The organism is Citrobacter youngae (assembly GCF_003818115.1).
In the GTDB taxonomy this organism is placed as follows: Bacteria; Pseudomonadota; Gammaproteobacteria; order Enterobacterales; family Enterobacteriaceae; genus Citrobacter; species Citrobacter youngae.
Map to the genome: position 1 here is coordinate 56,759 of NZ_RPOI01000001.1, position 18,249 is coordinate 75,007.

At 50.0% G+C, this 18,249-nt stretch carries 17 protein-coding genes; 15 read left to right on the top strand and 2 right to left on the bottom strand.

Annotated features, from left to right (window positions below; translation table 11 throughout):
• Positions 1–2: 2 nt before the first annotated feature.
• The 6 genes from EHN13_RS00320 to dinB all read left to right on the top strand — a co-directional run bounded on the left by EHN13_RS00320 (position 3) and on the right by dinB (position 4,938).
• Positions 3–482 (top strand): flagellar basal body-associated FliL family protein, encoded by a 480-nt coding sequence (locus EHN13_RS00320; RefSeq protein WP_061067337.1) that lies wholly within the window; start codon positions 3–5, stop codon positions 480–482.
• Between the two features lie 20 nt (positions 483–502).
• Positions 503–1,219 (top strand): FliA/WhiG family RNA polymerase sigma factor, encoded by a 717-nt coding sequence (locus EHN13_RS00325; protein ID WP_124020700.1) that lies wholly within the window; start codon positions 503–505, stop codon positions 1,217–1,219.
• 29 nt (positions 1,220–1,248) lie between these two features.
• On the top strand, positions 1,249–2,112 hold the full coding sequence (motA, locus tag EHN13_RS00330; protein WP_061067339.1) for a flagellar motor stator protein MotA: 864 nt from the start codon (positions 1,249–1,251) through the stop codon (positions 2,110–2,112).
• 2 nt (positions 2,113–2,114) lie between these two features.
• Positions 2,115–3,113 (top strand): putative lateral flagellar export/assembly protein LafU, encoded by a 999-nt coding sequence (gene lafU / locus EHN13_RS00335; RefSeq protein ID WP_124020701.1) that lies wholly within the window; start codon positions 2,115–2,117, stop codon positions 3,111–3,113.
• A gap of 55 nt (positions 3,114–3,168) precedes the next feature.
• Positions 3,169–3,816: a DNA primase gene (locus EHN13_RS00340; RefSeq protein WP_124020702.1), complete on the top strand. Its 648-nt coding sequence runs from the start codon at positions 3,169–3,171 to the stop codon at positions 3,814–3,816.
• Between the two features lie 66 nt (positions 3,817–3,882).
• A complete protein-coding gene (gene dinB / locus EHN13_RS00345; RefSeq protein ID WP_048212532.1) occupies positions 3,883–4,938 on the top strand; it encodes a DNA polymerase IV in 1,056 nt (351 codons plus the stop codon).
• Positions 4,939–5,039: 101 nt separating this feature from the next.
• Here dinB and pepD read toward each other — a convergent pair whose 3' ends face one another.
• Complete coding sequence (gene pepD, locus EHN13_RS00350) at positions 5,040–6,497, bottom strand: cytosol nonspecific dipeptidase (protein ID WP_048212531.1); 1,458 nt, start codon at positions 6,495–6,497, stop codon at positions 5,040–5,042.
• 261 nt (positions 6,498–6,758) lie between these two features.
• Here pepD and gpt point away from each other — a divergent pair, with 261 nt between their 5' ends.
• The 3 genes from gpt (at position 6,759) to crl (ending at position 9,019) form a co-directional block, all read left to right on the top strand.
• Positions 6,759–7,217: a xanthine phosphoribosyltransferase gene (gene gpt, locus EHN13_RS00355; RefSeq protein WP_048212530.1), complete on the top strand. Its 459-nt coding sequence runs from the start codon at positions 6,759–6,761 to the stop codon at positions 7,215–7,217.
• Positions 7,218–7,315: 98 nt separating this feature from the next.
• Entirely contained in the window at positions 7,316–8,560 is a 1,245-nt protein-coding gene (frsA, locus tag EHN13_RS00360; RefSeq protein ID WP_061067342.1) for an esterase FrsA, read from the top strand.
• 57 nt (positions 8,561–8,617) lie between these two features.
• Positions 8,618–9,019, top strand: coding sequence for a sigma factor-binding protein Crl (crl, locus tag EHN13_RS00365; RefSeq protein WP_005133595.1), 402 nt, complete (start codon positions 8,618–8,620; stop codon positions 9,017–9,019).
• A gap of 56 nt (positions 9,020–9,075) precedes the next feature.
• On the opposite strand, the gene phoE is transcribed toward crl, so the two are convergent.
• A complete protein-coding gene (gene phoE / locus EHN13_RS00370; protein ID WP_048212528.1) occupies positions 9,076–10,131 on the bottom strand; it encodes a phosphoporin PhoE in 1,056 nt (351 codons plus the stop codon).
• 289 nt (positions 10,132–10,420) lie between these two features.
• Here phoE and proB point away from each other — a divergent pair, with 289 nt between their 5' ends.
• The 6 genes from proB to EHN13_RS00400 all read left to right on the top strand — a co-directional run bounded on the left by proB (position 10,421) and on the right by EHN13_RS00400 (position 18,245).
• Positions 10,421–11,524 (top strand): glutamate 5-kinase, encoded by a 1,104-nt coding sequence (gene proB, locus EHN13_RS00375; RefSeq protein ID WP_124020703.1) that lies wholly within the window; start codon positions 10,421–10,423, stop codon positions 11,522–11,524.
• A gap of 11 nt (positions 11,525–11,535) precedes the next feature.
• Positions 11,536–12,789: a glutamate-5-semialdehyde dehydrogenase gene (gene proA, locus EHN13_RS00380; protein WP_124020704.1), complete on the top strand. Its 1,254-nt coding sequence runs from the start codon at positions 11,536–11,538 to the stop codon at positions 12,787–12,789.
• Between the two features lie 271 nt (positions 12,790–13,060).
• On the top strand, positions 13,061–13,780 hold the full coding sequence (locus EHN13_RS00385) for a Crp/Fnr family transcriptional regulator (protein ID WP_061067344.1): 720 nt from the start codon (positions 13,061–13,063) through the stop codon (positions 13,778–13,780).
• 596 nt (positions 13,781–14,376) lie between these two features.
• Positions 14,377–14,964 (top strand): common pilus major fimbrillin subunit EcpA, encoded by a 588-nt coding sequence (gene ecpA / locus EHN13_RS00390; protein WP_061067345.1) that lies wholly within the window; start codon positions 14,377–14,379, stop codon positions 14,962–14,964.
• Positions 14,965–15,016: 52 nt separating this feature from the next.
• On the top strand, positions 15,017–15,694 hold the full coding sequence (locus EHN13_RS00395; RefSeq protein ID WP_061067346.1) for an EcpB family pilus assembly chaperone: 678 nt from the start codon (positions 15,017–15,019) through the stop codon (positions 15,692–15,694).
• A gap of 58 nt (positions 15,695–15,752) precedes the next feature.
• Positions 15,753–18,245, top strand: coding sequence for a CS1-pili formation C-terminal domain-containing protein (locus EHN13_RS00400; protein WP_124020705.1), 2,493 nt, complete (start codon positions 15,753–15,755; stop codon positions 18,243–18,245).
• Positions 18,246–18,249 lie beyond the last annotated feature (4 nt).

An 18,249-nucleotide genomic window follows, 5' to 3' on the forward strand; every position in this document is an offset into this window, starting at 1 on the left:
AAATGAAGAAAATCGTTATCGCATGTGTGATTAGTTCCGTCGTTGCTCTCGGTATTGCAGGTGGAGCAGGGTGGGGTATTTATCATTTTATGAATAAAGGTGCGAAAGCTAAGGTAGCTACGACAGCAAACCTGGCTGAGATACCCGAAGAGAATCAGGATGAGAGCAGCAGCATTTTTGTCTCCCTGCCGGAAACGGTGGTGACGCTTCATGATAATGAAGGAGCGGACAGATATATGGTGGCAGAGCTGGTGATGGTTGTTGATTCAGATAAGGATGCTGAAAAAATTAAGAAAGATGAACCGCTCTATCAAAGTATTACGGTAGATGAACTCTCGAATATGAAATATGAAGAGATTCGCGCTTTAAAAATATCTGAAATCAGAACCATGGTTTCTAATACGCTGAAAAAAGAGTTAGCGCGACGCAAAATGGCGACACCGTATAAGGACATATTGGTGAAAAAAGTCGTGTTTCAATAAGCGGCGAGCCAGAGAATAACATGATACAGGATGCTTACGAGTCAGAAGACTTTAATGCGACGCCCGTGCTGACGCCAAAACAGGAGAGCCATTATTTACAGGCTTATCTGCCTTTGGTGCGCAAAGTGGTGCGTCAACTTGCGCCGCAATGTACCTGCGTTATGGACCGGCAGGATATGGAGCAAACGGCGCTGATGGGATTGCTGAATGCGATTCGCCGCTACGGCCAGCCGGATGAAGGGTTTGCCGGTTATGCCGTCCATCGTATACGCGGCGCCATACTGGATGAACTTCGCAGTCTCGACTGGCGACCTCGTCAGTTACGACAAAAATACCATCAGATTAAAGATCTGATTCGTGACGCGCGCACCCAACTTGGGCATGAACCCTCATGGGAAGATCTCTCTAAGCTCGGACTCTCGTCTGAGGATTACCAGGAATATCAACAACTGGAAGGCGCAGAAACGCTGGCCAGTCTGGATGAATTACTGAACGGCGATATACCCGTCGGGACGCTCGAAGGGCGAGGTCTTGAAGAGCAGATAGTGACGCAGGAAATGCTCGGTCACGCCCTGAGTCAGCTTAGTGAAAAAGAGAACCTCGTGCTCTCGATGTATTACCAGCATGACATGAATTTAAAAGAGATCGCGCTGGTACTTGGGCTAACAGAAGCCCGAATTTGTCAAATGAATAAAAAAATCACGCACAAGATTCGTGATTGTTTATATCCAGATTAACAATTTCGAATTGAAATGCGGAGGACGTAATGCAAAAGATTTTAGGTTTACTGGTGGTTATAGGTTGCGTATTTGGTGGTTATTTTGAGGCTGGTGGGCAGCTAATTGCCATCTGGCAGCCAGCGGAAATTATCATTATTATCGGGGCCGGTCTCGGCGCTATGATTATTGGTAACCCGATGCATGTGCTGAAAGAGATCGTTCATCAGATCAAAGGGGTGATCAGTAAAAAGAAAATGGGACCGGAGTTCCAGCGCCAGTTGCTGATGTGCCTGTATGAACTATTGGAAATGGTGCAAAACGGCGGTCTGCGTATGCTGGATCAGCATATTGAACAGCCGGAAGAAAGTACCATCTTCCAGAAATACCCGCTGGTGCTGACCCAAAAACGCCTGGTGACATTTATCGCCGATAACTTCCGCCTGATGGCGATGGGCAAAATTGATGCCCATGAGCTGGAAGGCATTTTGGACCAGGAGCTGGACACTGCGGAAGAGTCGCTGTTAACACCTTCGCGCTCCCTGCAGCGCACCGCTGAGGCAATGCCTGGCTTTGGTATCTGTGCGGCGGTACTCGGGATTATCATCACCATGCAGTCTATTGATGGCTCCATTGCGCTGATCGGCCTGAAAGTGGCTGCGGCGCTGGTGGGGACATTCTTAGGGGTATTCATCTGTTACTGTCTGATGGACCCGCTGGCTAACGCTATGGAACAGCAGGCGCGGGCGGAACATTCGCTACTGGAATGCGTGCGCACCGTACTGGTGGCGCAGGCGGGCGGTAAGCCGACGCTGCTGGCGGTCGATGCGGGCCGTAAACTTCTTCATCTGGCTTCTAAACCGACTTTCGCCAATCTGGATGCGTGGGTCAATGCGATGCTGGAGCAGGAATAAGCATGAGGAAGGGGCCAAATCGCCGCGATCGCGGCGCAAAGACCACCATTATCCGGCGGCAAATTAAAAAGAATCATGCGGGCCATCACGGTGGCGCGTGGAAGGTGGCATTTGCTGACTTCACGCTGGCAATGATGGCGTTGTTTATGACCCTATGGATTGTGAACAGCGTCAGTAAGGCCGATCGTGAAAACATCGTCGCGGCGCTGCATGGACAGTCTATTTTTAACGGTGGCGGCATGGCGCCGTTAAACAAGCTCGGCAAACAGCCGATAGCGCCGGGCGCGCAGAAGAAAAACGTCACGCGCAACAAGCTGGATAAGACGGCTACCCCGCAAGATACGGCGAAGATCACCGAAGATAACGCCAAAAAAGCGCTGGATGTGAATGAAAAAGCGGTGCTGCTGAAGCAAAAATCAGCCCGTGAATTGGGCGAGCTGGCGACCGACATTAACGTCATCGCCCGCAATGCGCATATGGAAACCAACCTTGAGATGGAGATTGTTCCTCAGGGGCTGCGCGTGCTGATTAAAGATGACCAGAACCGGAATATGTTTGAACGCGGCAGCGCCAAAATTATGCCGTTCTTTAAATCGCTGCTGGTTGCGCTGGCCCCCGTGTTTGACTCGCTGGACAACAAGATAATCATCACCGGGCATACGGATGCGATGAGCTATAAGAGCAACATTTACAACAACTGGAACCTCTCTGGCGACCGTGCTTTGTCAGCACGACGCGTGCTGGAAGACGCCGGCATGCCGCAGGATAAAGTCATGCAGGTTAGCGCCATGGCGGACCAAATGCTGCTGGATGCGAAAAACCCGGAAAGCGCAGGCAACCGTCGTATTGAGATCATGGTGTTAACGCAAAGTGCTTCCGATACGCTGTATCAATATTTTGGTCAGCACGGCGAGAAAGTGGTTCAGCCGCTGGTTGATAAGCTGGACAAGCAAAAGCAGGTGACTTCTTTACGTCAACCCTCTGCTCCCGTCACGCATTAATTTTGTTCTCCGCCCCCACGCAATGTGGGGGCAAATTATCCCGCAGGAAGGCAATATGATAGATATAGCCCATATTATTCCATTGGATATTCATACTGATAACGTCACCGATGTGGCTTGTCAGGGGGCGCATTTCGACCCGGTTTCAGGTATCTGGTACGCCGAACCTCATGAGTTAAATGAGACGCTGCGCGAGCATGTTTACGCGACGGACAATTTTAATATTGTGGCTCCTTATTACCTGGTTATTACGTCGAAAATGCAATGCTGGAATTGCCATCAGCCCACGCATATTCATGGTGTGATGCTTACCCGGTTTATCAAACAAAATCAGGATGATAAAAGATGGATGTCCGTGCGGCGCAATACATTTTTGTTCCATATCAACACGCTGCCGGAAGAGATAAAAAAGAACATCAAAGCCAGCAATTACTATCTGGATAAAAGTAAAACGACCGGGCTACGTTACTGGATGAACCATTGTGAAATCTGTGGAGAACGCCTGGGTGACTACGAGCTGTTCTGCGTCGAAGATGATGCATTTCGTCTGATGACGATTGAAAAACTTTTGCGGGCAAATGTGCGCAAAGTGAATAAGTTGTTTGTCAGTACGGCAGGAAATCCCGCCGACCATGCGCCAAAAGACATTGTGCGTTATCTGTGTGATGCGCGCTTTGTGATGAATGGACCCGCACTGACGTAGCAGAGGTACAGACTTCTCATATCGTAAAAATACTGTATACTTAAACAGTGTTGTGAGAGGTGAATCATGCGCAAAATCATACATGTCGATATGGACTGCTTTTTCGCGGCGGTGGAGATGCGTGATAATCCCGCCCTGCGTGACATTCCCATTGCCATTGGCGGTAGTCGTGAACGCCGGGGAGTTATCAGCACGGCCAATTATCCGGCGCGTAAATTTGGCGTGCGCAGCGCGATGCCAACCGGAATGGCGTTAAAGCTGTGCCCGCATCTTACCCTGTTACCCGGTCGTTACGAGGCTTACAAAGAGGCCTCTCGCCAGATTCAGGCGATCTTCTCCCGCTACACCTCACTCATCGAACCGCTTTCGCTGGATGAAGCCTACCTGGATGTCACCGACAGCATTCATTGCCACGGCTCCGCGACGCTGATCGCCCAGGAGATCCGCCAGACGATCTTCAACGAACTACAGCTCACCGCCTCTGCCGGGATTGCGCCGGTTAAATTCCTGGCAAAAATCGCCTCCGATCTCAATAAACCCAACGGGCAATATGTGATAACCCCTGCTGATGTCCCTGAATTTCTCAAAACGTTGCCGTTGGGGAAAATTCCCGGCGTCGGCAAAGTCTCCGCCGCTAAGCTGGAATCAATGGGATTGCGTACCTGCGAAGATGTTCAAAAATACGACCTGGCTACGCTGCTCAAACGTTTTGGTAAGTTTGGCCGCGTGTTGTGGGAGCGCAGCCAGGGGATTGACGAGCGGGACGTCAACAACGAGCGGCTGCGTAAATCCGTCGGCGTCGAGCGGACGCTGGCGGAAGATATTCATCAGTGGTCAGAGTGCGAAGCGATTATTGAGCGGCTCTATCCTGAACTGGAACGGCGTCTGGCAAAGGTCAAGCCGGATCTGCTGATCGCCCGCCAGGGGATAAAACTCAAGTTTAATGATTTTCAGCAGACCACGCAGGAGCACGTCTGGCCGCGCTTAAATAAAGACGACTTAATTGCGACGGCACACAAAACCTGGGAAGCGCGTCGGGGAGGGCGAGGCGTGAGGCTGGTGGGATTACATGTCACGCTGCTCGATCCACAAATAGAAAGGCAGTTATTGTTGGGGCTTTGACGTTGATGTATTGCCGGATGGTGGCGTTAAACGCTTTATCCGGCCTACAAATCTGCTTGTAGGCTGGATAAGCACAGCGCCATCCGGCATTTAGCGCAGACTTACTTCGCCGGAATAGACTTCAGCAGTTCAGTCAGAAGCCGCCAGTAGTGGCCGACGCTTTCGATATGAACCTGCTCATCCGGGGAGTGTGGACCGGTGATGGTTGGACCGATGGAAACCATGTCCATTTCCGGATACGGTTTTTTGAACAGGCCACATTCCAGACCAGCGTGAATGATCTGAATGTTTGGCGTTTTATTGAACAGACGCTGATAGGTTTCACGAACCAGGTGCATAACCGGAGAGTTCGCATCCGGCTGCCAGCCTGGATACGCGCCTTTGGCTTCGGTTTTGGCGCCAGCCAGTTTACCCAGTGAATCCAGCATGCTCACCACGTAGTCTTTACCGCTGTCGATCAGCGAGCGAACCAGACAGTGGATCTGAACATTATCGTCAGTCATGGTTACCACACCGACGTTCAGCGAGGTTTCTACCACGCCTTTGGCGACGTCAGAATTGCGGATCACACCGTTCGGGGTGGCATTCAGCAGACGAATGAAGCTATCGCGAGACGAGGTAGTCAGCGCGGCTTTGTCGTTAGTCACGGCATCCAGCAGCAGCGCCAGGTTTTTCTCTTTGGCTTCCAGTTCGTTTTTCAGGATTTCCTGGTAGGTGCTGACCAGCGCTTTTAACGCATCAACTTTATCGGCAGCCACGGCGAGGGTGGCGAAGGCTTCACGCGGAATCGCATTGCGCAGCGTACCGCCGTTGAAATCAACCAGACGCAGATCCAGCTCTTCAGCGTGGCCTGCCAGGAAACGTACCAGCAGCTTGTTCGCGTTACCGAGACCCACATGGATTTCGCCGCCGGAGTGGCCGCCTTTCAGGCCTTTTAACGTCAGCTTAAAGCTCTGGAAGCCAGCCGGGATTGCTTCACGGGACAGCGGCAGGTTAGAGGTAAAGTCGATCCCGCCCGCGCAACCCATATAGATCTCACCTTCTTCTTCTGAGTCGGTGTTGATCAGGATATCCGCTTGCAGCCAGTTCGCCTGCAGACCAAATGCGCCGTCCATGCCCGCTTCTTCGGTCATGGTCAGCAGCACTTCCAGCGGACCGTGTGCCACATTGTCATCAGCCAGTACCGCCAGTGCGGACGCCATACCGATACCGTTATCTGCACCCAGCGTGGTACCACGGGCTTTTACCCACTCGCCATCAATATAAGGCTGGATCGGATCTTTGGTGAAGTCGTGCACGGTGTCGTTATTTTTTTGCGGGACCATATCCAGGTGCGCCTGCAAAACGACCGGCTTGCGATTTTCCATGCCAGCGGTAGCGGGTTTACGAATCAGGATATTACCAACCTGATCGCGCTCGACGTGGAAACCTTTCTCCTGGGCCCAGCTCAGAATGTGTTCAGCGAGTTGCTCTTCATGGTAGGACGGATGAGGAATAGAACAGATTTTGGCAAAAATATCCCACAGCGGTTGCGGGGATAACTGAGACAGTTCAGACACGTTGAGTCTCCTTGGCGATGTCCTGCAAAATTGACTTGCAGGCCACGGGGTTAGCGGAATTAAAAAAACCACAAGTCAGGCTTGCGCGATGCGATTGAGAATACCACTTTCTTCGCTGACGGCTAGTATAAAGCATGCAAAAAGAGGCGCGGATTCCGCGAAACACTGGTTTTTAGTGCGTCAGATCTCTATAATCTCGCGCAACCTGGTTCACCCTCAATTTATTAATTAGCCGTAGATAAACAGGCTGGGACACTTCACATGAGCGAAAAATACGTCGTCACCTGGGACATGTTGCAAGTCCATGCACGTAAACTGGCAAGCCGCCTGATGCCTTCTGAACAATGGAAAGGCATTATTGCCGTTAGCCGTGGTGGTCTGGTGCCGGGCGCATTACTGGCGCGTGAATTGGGTATTCGCCATGTCGATACCGTATGCATCTCCAGCTACGATCACGACAACCAGCGCGAACTGAAAGTGCTGAAGCGTGCGGAAGGTGACGGTGAAGGTTTCATCGTGATCGATGACCTGGTAGACACCGGTGGTACCGCCGTTGCTATCCGTGAAATGTATCCTAAAGCGCATTTCGTCACGATCTTCGCTAAGCCGGCTGGTCGCCCGCTGGTGAATGACTATGTGGTTGATATTCCGCAGGATACCTGGATTGAGCAGCCGTGGGATATGGGCGTGGTATTTGTTCCGCCGATCTCTGGTCGCTAATCTAAAAAGTTTTCAACGCCCGCACTGTCGGGCGTTGTTCTTTTTGTGCGGTGTCAGGTTACACTATGCCTTAGTGAGTACTCATGGAGGCCGTAATCATGTCGCAGGCTAACCTCAGCGAAGTTCTGTTTAAACCCCGCTTCAAACATCCTGAAACGTCAACGTTGGTTCGTCGTTTTAACCACGGCGCGCAGCCATCTGTGCAGTCCGCTCTGGATGGTAAAACAATCCCGCACTGGTATCGCATGGTGAATCGCCTGATGTGGATCTGGCGTGGGGTCGATCCGCGTGAAATCCTTGAGGTGCAGGCGCGTATCGTCATGAGCGAAGCCGAACGCACGGATAAAGATCTCTACGATACGGTCATTGGCTATCGTGGTGGAAACTGGATCTACGAGTGGGCGAAGCAGGCGATGGACTGGCAACAGAAAGCGTCTATGGAAGAGGATCCGCAGGTGAGCGGACGCCACTGGCTGCATGCTTCCACGCTGTACAACATTGCAGCATACCCGCATTTAAAAGGTGATGAGCTGGCAGAGCAGGCGCAGGCCCTGGCCAACCGCGCTTACGAAGAGGCGGCCCAACGACTGCCAGGTACATTGCGCGAGATGGAATTTGCCGTTGCCGGCGGTGCGCCGATAACCGGCTTTCTGCACATGCCAAAAGGCGACGGCCCGTTCCCGACGGTGCTGATGTGCGGTGGTCTGGATTCTATGCAAACCGACTACTACACCCTGTATGAGCGCTATTTCGCTCCGCGTGGTATCGCCATGCTGACGCTGGATATGCCGTCGGTTGGGTTCTCGTCAAAATGGAAACTGACCCAGGATTCCAGCCTGCTGCACCAGCACGTATTAAAAGCGCTGCCGAATATTCCCTGGGTGGATCACACCCGTGTGGCGGCATTCGGTTTTCGCTTTGGCGCTAACGTCGCAGTACGCCTGGCCTATCTGGAATCATCACGTCTGAAGGCGGTGGCCTGTCTGGGGCCAGTGGTTCATGCGCTGCTTAGCGACCCACAGCGTCAGGCTTCAGTACCGGAAATGTATCTTGACGTTCTGGCCAGCCGTCTGGGGATGCACGATGCGTCCGATGAAGCGCTACGCGTCGAGCTAAACCGTTATTCATTAAAGGTACAAGGGCTGCTGGGGCGACGCTGCCCGACGCCAATGCTTTCGGGGTTCTGGAAGAACGATCCGTTTAGCCCGGAAGAGGAATCTCGCTTAATTACGTCGTCATCTTCTGACGGTAAGCTGCTGGAGGTTCCGTTCAACCCGGTGTATCGCAATTTTGACAAAGCGCTGCAAGAAATTACCGGGTGGATCAATCATAGATTGTGTTAATAGATTGCTAAATTTTATTGGTTTGGTAAAACAGTTGCTTCACCTAAGGAGATCGCAATGACGTTACCGAGTGGGCACCCGAAAAGTAGATTGATCAAAAAATTCACCGCGCTTGGCCCGTACATCCGCGAAGGGCAGTGCGAAGATAATCGATTCTTTTTCGATTGTCTGGCTGTTTGCGTCAACGTGAAACCGGCACCAGAGAAACGTGAATTTTGGGGCTGGTGGATGGAGCTGGAAGCGCAGGAGAAACGCTTTACGTACAGCTACCAGTTTGGTTTGTTCGATAAAGATGGCAACTGGACCGCCGTGCCGATTAAAGAGACTGAAGTGGTAGAGCGACTGGAATACACCTTACGCGAGTTTCATGAAAAGTTGCGTGGGTTGTTAACGACGCTGAATCTGGCGCTGGAGCCTGCTGACGACTTTAAGGATGAGCCGGTTAAATTAACGGCATAATGAACAGCAAAATGCCGGATGGCGGCGCAACCCCATCCGGCATTTTTTATGTTACATCAGAACTGATAAACCATACCGACGGCCACGATATCATCATCGTTGATGCCCAGTTTATTATCGCTATCGAGCTGGTTGATTTTATAATCAACAAACGCTGACATATTTTTGTTGAAGTAGTATGTTGCGCCCACGTCGATATAATTCACCAGATCCTCATTACCTACGCCTTCAATATCTTTACCTTTCGACAGCACATAACCCAGGGATGGACGCAGACCAAAGTCAAACTGGTACTGAGCAACCACTTCGAAGTTCTGAGTTTTGTTAGCAAAGCCACCGGAAATAGGTGTCATATTGCGCGTTTCAGAATAGAACGTTGCCAGATAAATGTCGTTGGCATCATATTTTAAACCTGTCGCCCAGGATTCTGCTTTATCGCCAGTACCCCGGTTTTGCAGGTTCTGCTGATTGGTACGGTCGGAGTTGGTATACGCACCACTGATGGCGAAATCGCTGCCGCCAAAGTCATACGTCACGGAGGTACCAAAGCCGTCGCCGTTCTGTTTCTTCACATCGCGGTCCTGGTTTTTGCCCTGATATTGCAGGGTAAGATCCAGACCATCGACGACGCCGAAGAAGTCGGTATTACGGTAGGTCGCCAGGCCGCTAGCACGTTTGGTCATAAAGTTATCGGTCTGCGCGGAAGAGTCACCGCCGAATTCCGGGAACATATCCGTCCAGGCTTCCACGTCATACAGCGCACCCAGGTTACGACCATAATCAAACGAGCCAAAATCTTTTAATTTCACACCGGCGAAAGCCAGACGTGTTTTTTGCTGATTGGTTTCGTTTTCCGCTTTATTCCCTGCGAACTCAGCTTCCCAACGACCATAACCGGTCAGTTGATCGTTAATTTGTGTTTCGCCCTTAAAACCTAAGCGGATATAGCTCTGGTCGCCGTCTTTGCTGTCATAATCAGTCATGTAGTGCATCGCTTTGACTTTGCCATACAAGTCCAGTTTATTACTGTTCTTGTTATAGACTTCTGCCGCCTGTACGGACGCCGATGCAACAATTCCCATCACCACTAATGCCAGAGTGCTCTTTTTCATTTTCATTCCTGATTTAAAGTACGCGCTAATATTTACTGGGTGTGATCCCCGTTAAAAGACAGGAGGGTTTTTAACGTCTGGCAATGAACGTTTTATGACAAAGTAAGAATATTTTTAAAAAAGAATGTTTTTTTGTGTCTGTAATAAATGCGTCAAAGTCTGCCGCTACGCTTGCTGATCCTGCGCAATAAAATTTCATGCTTTGTGCGCTGGCTGTTGGCAACCGGGGCCAGTCCTGCTAAAACGTTCGTTTGATATCATTTTCCCCAATTTTGAATGGCAGAGAATCATGAGTGACAGCCAGACGCTGGTGGTAAAACTTGGCACCAGTGTGTTAACGGGCGGATCGCGCCGCCTGAACCGCGCCCATATCGTAGAACTGGTTCGCCAGTGCGCACAGCTCCACGTCGCAGGACATCGTATTGTTATCGTTACTTCGGGCGCGATTGCCGCCGGACGTGAGCATCTTGGTTACCCTGAGCTCCCGGCAACGATAGCTTCGAAACAGCTGTTGGCGGCGGTAGGGCAGAGCCGATTGATTCAACTGTGGGAACAGCTGTTCTCGATATACGGTATTCATATCGGGCAGATGCTGCTAACGCGTGCGGATATGGAAGACAGAGAGCGCTTCCTCAACGCCCGCGATACGCTGCGCGCGCTGCTGGATAACAACATTGTTCCGGTCATCAATGAGAACGATGCGGTGGCGACCGCTGAAATTAAAGTCGGTGACAACGACAATCTTTCGGCGCTGGCGGCGATTCTTGCCGGAGCCGATAAGCTGCTGCTGCTGACCGATCAGCAGGGGCTGTTCACCGCCGATCCGCGCACCAATCCGCAGGCGGAGCTTATCAAAGACGTGCACGGTATTGATGATGCGCTGCGCGCCATTGCCGGAGACAGCGTCTCTGGTCTGGGAACCGGCGGGATGGGAACAAAACTGCAGGCCGCCGATGTCGCGTGCCGCGCCGGCATCGACACCATAATTGCCGCAGGCAGCAAACCGGGCGTGATTGGCGATGTGATGGAAGGCGTTTCCGTTGGGACGCGTTTTCATGCTCAGGCTTCTCCACTGGAGAACCGTAAACGCTGGATCTTCGGCGCGCCGCCTGCCGGGGAAATTACCGTTGATGAGGGTGCTACCGCAGCGATTCTGGAGCGCGGCAGCTCATTATTGCCAAAAGGGATTAAAAGCGTGACAGGCAACTTCTCTCGTGGTGAAGTGATCCGCATCTGCAATCTGGAAGGGCGCGATATTGCCCATGGCGTTACACGCTATAACAGCGATGCGCTGCGCCGTATTGCCGGACATCACTCACAACAGATCGACACCATCCTGGGCTACGAATACGGTCCGGTTGCTGTCCATCGCGACGATATGATTACCCGTTAAGGAACAGGCATATGCTGGAACAAATGGGCATTGCTGCCAAAGCTGCGTCATATAAGCTGGCGCTACTCTCCAGCCGCGAAAAAAACCGCGTGCTGGAAACAATCGCTGATGAGCTGGAAGCGCAAACGGAAAGCATCCTCAGCGCGAACGCACAGGATGTTGAACAGGCGCGTGAAAATGGCCTGAGCGAAGCGATGCTTGATCGCCTCGCACTGACGCCAGCGCGTCTGAAAGCGATTGCTGACGACGTACGCCAGGTGTGTAATCTCGCTGACCCGGTCGGGCAGGTGATTGACGGTGGTCTGCTGGATAGCGGTCTGCGTCTGGAGCGTCGTCGCGTGCCGCTGGGCGTGATTGGCGTGATTTATGAAGCGCGTCCTAATGTCACCGTTGATGTGGCTTCGCTGTGCCTGAAAACGGGCAATGCAGCGATTCTGCGCGGTGGAAAAGAGACGTACCGGACGAACGCCGCCACTGTTGCGGTGATCCAGCATGCGCTGCAAGCCTGCGGTTTACCGGCTGCCGCGGTGCAGTCGATTGATAACCCGGATCGTGCGCTGGTCACTGAAATGCTGCGGATGGATAAGTACATCGATATGCTGATCCCTCGCGGTGGCGCAGGGCTGCACAAGCTGTGTCGTGAGCAGTCGACTATCCCGGTTATCACCGGTGGTATTGGCGTATGTCATATCTATGTAGATGACACGGCGGAGATCGCCCCGGCACTGAAGATTATCGTTAACGCCAAAACCCAGCGTCCGAGCACGTGTAATACTGTCGAAACACTGTTGGTGAATCAGAGTATCGCTGAGCGCTTCCTGCCTGCTCTAAGCCAGCAAATGGCAGAAAGCGGCGTGACGCTTCATGCAGATGATGCTGCGCTTGCCGCGTTGCAGGCCAGACCGGCAAACGTCGTAGCGGTAAAAGAGGAACAGTATGACGATGAGTTTTTATCGCTGGATCTGAACGTGAAAATCGTCACCAGCCTGGATGATGCCATCGCCCACATCCGCGAGCATGGTACCCAGCATTCCGATGCGATCCTGACGCGTACGCTACGCAACGCCGATCGTTTTGTGAATGAAGTCGATTCTTCCGCTGTGTATGTGAACGCCTCCACCCGTTTTACCGATGGCGGTCAGTTTGGGCTCGGGGCGGAAGTGGCAGTTAGCACGCAAAAATTACACGCGCGTGGCCCAATGGGGCTGGAAGCACTGACTACATACAAATGGGTTGGCTTCGGCGACGACACGATCCGTGCGTAATTGAAAACGGGCGATGCCATAATAGCACTCTGATTTTCAAGGCTATTAAGGCATCGCCCAGTTAATTCTAACCTTCACTCCACTGCCACATTTTTTCTATCCTGCGTTTTAACATCATCAGTCTGGTTTTGACCCATGCGTCCCTGCGCCATAAAGGCGATGTATCACAGAATTTTCCCCGCCAGCATGAATTTTCCTGGTCTTCAGTTCACGTATTGTTCCCATGGCCCGATCTATTAGAATCAGTCTCATTTTTATGAGGAGTTGTTGCGTGAAATCGGATATTCACAAACATCGCATTCCTGTTGTGCCGCTCGGCAACCCGTTTCCCCCCCGCCATTGTTCACTGTGTCCAAAGGGAGCGGCAATTGATCGTGATAATCAACACCGATTAATAGACAAAAGAAGAAGGTTTAAAGCAGGGGAGATACTCGCCAGGCAGGATGAAGCCGCAAACATGCTTTTTGTTATTCACGAGGGATACTGCAAGTCCAGCGTGGAATGCGGTGATAACGATTTTATCAGTCGCTTTTATGTTCCGGGAGATATCATGGCGCTGGATGCTGTCGAAGGGGGGAAGTACCTGACAACGATTAAGGCGGCAACGGCTGCGGAGGTATGTCATATCGATATTGCGCGGTTGTTCAAAGTAGCAGAAAAGGATCCGTCGGTTGCTGCCGCAGTCATCAAGTTTCTCTGCAGGGACAATGGATTCATTGTTGAAAAACTGCGGCGCTATGCGAATAAACATGCTGAGGCCAGGATCGCTGCTTTTCTGGTGGAATTTTACGAGATGCATTTACGTATTGGCAGGCCAGAAACGACGCTACACTTGCCATTCTCCCGGGAGGAAATTGCCAGTTATCTTGACCTTAAAATTGAAACCGTTAGCCGCTCATTAAAATCCCTCGAACAACAAAATTTGATTACCCTACATCGAGTGCGTACGGTAACACTTAATAGTTATTTGGGATTAAAAGGTTTCAGCTAAATCTCTCATGGTTGAACGTTATATAAATCTTGATATTCCAGGAATATTCTTTTTATATGGAAAATTCCTGGTTTTATTTTTGTGAAATAATTATCAATTCGAATACTAATCCTCCAGATTAGTGCTTATTTTATAAGAATATTCCCTCATATATGAATATTTTATGAGAATTTTCTTGTGAAGTTAAAAATTTAGCATAATTGCAACAAATAATAAGCATTATAGAGAAAATATGGAGGTGTTAATTATCTTTATGTTTTGTAAGGGTTTTGCTTAGGTGCTATTTGTATGATCTTTTTGATATTTATCAAAAACATAAAAAAGATGAATTGTTTGGTATTACTTATTTGTGTGGATGATAATTCTGAAACATGGCATATTTTAAGTAATTGCGTCTTAGGAAACTTCTTAGATAGATTTTTTGGTGGGAAAATTCTTAGTTTTTTGTAATTTTTGCGTTTCGGGGTTTGTTGAGATGTTACTTAATTCAAATGATAATTTTTTGGCGCGGCAATTCTGGCTCGCAATTAATGGAACCGCTGGAGTGATTTAAAAATAAGACTCGGTGGTGAGTTTGTTCTTAGGAGAAGATAAAAATGAAAAAATTATTATTAGTAACCTCTCTGGCTTCTGTATTTGTTGCAGCAAATGCAATGGCAGACGTTACTGCTTCTGCAACTGCCTCGTGGGACGCGACGGCAACAAAAGATACCACCAGCATGTTGGTTGTCACTCCGCTGAACTCTTTGACTTTCCAGTATGCTGAAGGACTGAACGCCTTCAACTCTCAGGACGGTGCTTTTGATGTGACTATTCAGGGTCAGGAAACGGCAACTGATTTTGAGCTGACTGCTCAGATCATTAGTAACACGCTGACCAACGCCAGTGGCGATGCATCTACCCTGAACGTAGGGGTGGCATGGAATGGCACCGCGCTGACTAATTCATCAGATACTGTCCTGGTTAACTCCAGTTCGACTTCTGGTCTTGAAAGCCTGATGGCTGATGGCGCTTATAACGGTGCTGCTCGTGTCAGCGATCAATCCAACTTCAAATTCACCATCGCGTCAGCGACTTCTGATGGTAGCCAGGCAGTAACGGATTACTCTGCTCTGCCAGACGGCTATTGGACCGGCGATGTAAAAGTACAGTTTAATGCAACCTGGACGACTCCGTCTGCCTAAGTAATAAAAATTCGGGAGAATTTTTTCTCCCGAATTTATCAGGAATGGCGTCATGAAAAAATATTTACCGACAGCGATGTTGGTAGGGTTAGTAGCATCTTTTCCCGGATGGGCAATTAATGTGGGTGAAATCACATCGATAATGACTTCTGCTGAGAGTTCATTATCGAAAGAAATTACTAATACAACTGATGCGGCGCGTTATGTCAGTGTTTCGGTAAAACAATTGTCATCACCTTTGGCGGGGGGAGTCGAAATAAAGCCTGTTAATTCCGGAGAGTTACTTTCTACACCTGCCAATCTTATTCTTCCTGGTCAGGCAAAGGATGTTTTTCGCTTCTTTTATAAAGGACCAGCAGATGATCTCGAACGTTATTATCGTCTGCAATGGATAGATGAGCCGGTCACCGAGAGCGCGGAAACCCGGGCGAATAAAATGGCGGTTGCAACAGCGTCGGCAGAAATTGGCACTATTCTGGTGGTCGCTCCGCGAAAAGAGCGTTTTGAATATAGCCGCAATGGCGATGTTATTACCAATACTGGCAATGTTTCGTTTCGTGTGATCGCCTATGGCGCCTGTAAGGATAAGGCTCGCGATCAGGGACGAGGTTGTCGCGAACGTTATTACATTATGCCGGGTACGAAAATAAAATTACAGTTTACCGACATCAGCAATAGCCGTTCACGCATCGGTATCTGGCACGGTAAGCAGTTTATTACAGTGAAGTGATGGTCGATTGCAGCCATCTGTACGGGATAAATAAAAATACCGGAATGTAAGGATGCATATGACAACAATAAATATTGTCGGCGGTAGCATTTGTCTTTTTCTTGCGCTGACACCAGGAACTTCACATGCAGCCCCAGTAAAAGTGGGTAATTACGTTATTCCCAGTGCTTTCGCCCGTTCACTGGAGCAGGGAATGACGGTGCCGGTATATATTCGTTACAACGAGACTGACGAGAAAAGTCAGCAAAAAATTGCCGATGCGGTGATTTCGCTTGTTGATGGCAATATTACAGTTAAAGCCCTGACTCTTGCTGAATTGCCTAATAATGCCGTGTTATCTGGAAAAACTCGTGCGTTGGTAGAAAAAATTCGTGATGTGAAATTTCACGATAACACCAATATCGAGCTATCGGACAATGCACGCCTGCAGCTCAACGTCTCTTCATTTCACCTGGAGATGATTGTCAGCAAAGATGCGTTAACTGAAGCGATTGTCGCACGCAGTAGCCTGCTTGGACCTTCCAGCGTGGAGTCTCTCTCTAACGTCCTGAACTATAACTTTGGTACCTACTACAACGATTATCATAATGGCAGCAGTACCCGCAGCTATCTGACGGTTGACAACACAACATCGCTGCGTGAGCACCATATCAACATTAACGGTTCGTTTTACGGCATCGGCGACAGCAACGGCACCAGCAAACTTTATCGTGCGATGTATGAGCGTGATTATGACGGTTATCGACTGGCGCTCGGGATGCTCGACACCTGGAATGTCCAGTCTATTGCCAGCCTGAATGCACTGAATGGCGGGAAAATTTACGGTGTGAGCTACGGAAACAAAGGAAGTACGGTTGTTGAGAATACCGCGCTTTCACTTACGCCGATTACCGTATTTTTGCCAGCCGCTGGCGAGGTTCATGTCTTCCGTGATGGGCGTTTGCTCAGCGTGCAGAACTTTAATATGGGCAGTTATGAAATTGATACCAGTCGTTTTCCGTATGGTGTTTATGACGTCACGGTAGATATCGTGGTCAATGGCCGGACAATTAATAGTCGTATCAGCAGGGTTAATAAAATCTTTGCCCGCCAGCAAGCTGCCGGGATTGATCAGCTCTCGTGGCAGCTGTTTGGTGGTTCACTGGATTATGACCGTGTGAGTTATAAGCGAAATCATTATCAGGATTTGGGCAGCGAGCAGACCTGGATTGCCGGGGGGGCCGCATCGGTGACGCTGGCGATATTGTCGGGGCTGGGCCTGAAGTCTACGCTCTACGGTTTTGACAACAATGCGGTTAATGAAACGGATGTCACGCTCAATGTGAATGAATACGTAAGCATTGGCAATCAGACGCTGGTGGCGAACGATTCGTCATGGCGAAATATCAGTAACATCAACCTTAATGTACCTGAGGGATACGGTTCCCTTTGGGCATCTCGTGAAGACAGTAAAATTGGCGATCGTCTGCCCATGCAGGAGCGTGATAATTATTCCATTGGCGGGACTCTTAACCTCGGAAAGTTTATTCCTCATGGCGGCTCGCTCACCGTGAGTCAGACGGAGAATCGCTACTCGGGAAATAAATATCGTAATCTGGACTACAGCACGACCCTTTATTCAGGCAGGTATGCCACGGTTGGGTTGCGTGCAGGTATTCAGCGTTATTACTACAACAACCGGAATGACGATGGGCGACAGGAACGTTATGTCAGTCTGGATTTATCGTTGCCGTTGGCATCCTGGTTGAGCATGGGCGTCTCCCGGGATCGCTATGGCAGTACTCAGGGTAATCTTAGCGCGCGCAAGCAGTATGCTGAGGGCCCGATTAAATCGGTCGGATTGTCGGCATCAACGCGTCTGAGTGGTGAACAGTATTACGACAATAATTATTCGGTAAACGGCAATTTGAGTTATGACACGAAATATAACGCCGGCACCGTATCGGTAACGCGTTCTGCTGACAACTCCACCAATATGAACTTCTCTTCCCAGGGTTCTCTGGCGTGGGCAGGTAAAGATTTCGGCCTGAGTAAAGAGCGGCAGCGGTCCGGCATCATTGTGAAAACAGATTTGACCGGCGAAGGGAAACTGGCTGCGAAGATTAATAACCGCAACTATCTTCTCAGCGGTAAATCAAATTTCATTGCACTGCCGCCCTATGCTCAGTACAAGCTGGAAATCCTCAATGATAAAAACTCTGAGGACAGCTTCGATATTGTTTCAGGACGCAAACAGGAGCTGACGCTATATCCGGGTAATGTGGGTGTTATCAACCCTGAAGTGAAAAGCATGGTCACCGTATTCGGGCGCATTCGTTATCCCGATGGGCAGTTGGCTGCAAATACCGATATCCATAACCACATCGGTAAAACGCGTACGGATGAAAAGGGTGAGTTTGCTATTGATATCGATAAAAAGTATCCGGTCATCACGTTAATTTCAGCCAATGGCAGCATATGCGAAGCCGATCTTGATTTGGAAAAAGCACGGGGCGCAGCGTGGATTGGTGATGTGAAATGTGCAACGCAAACCACGATGGCGCAGAGGTAATAAA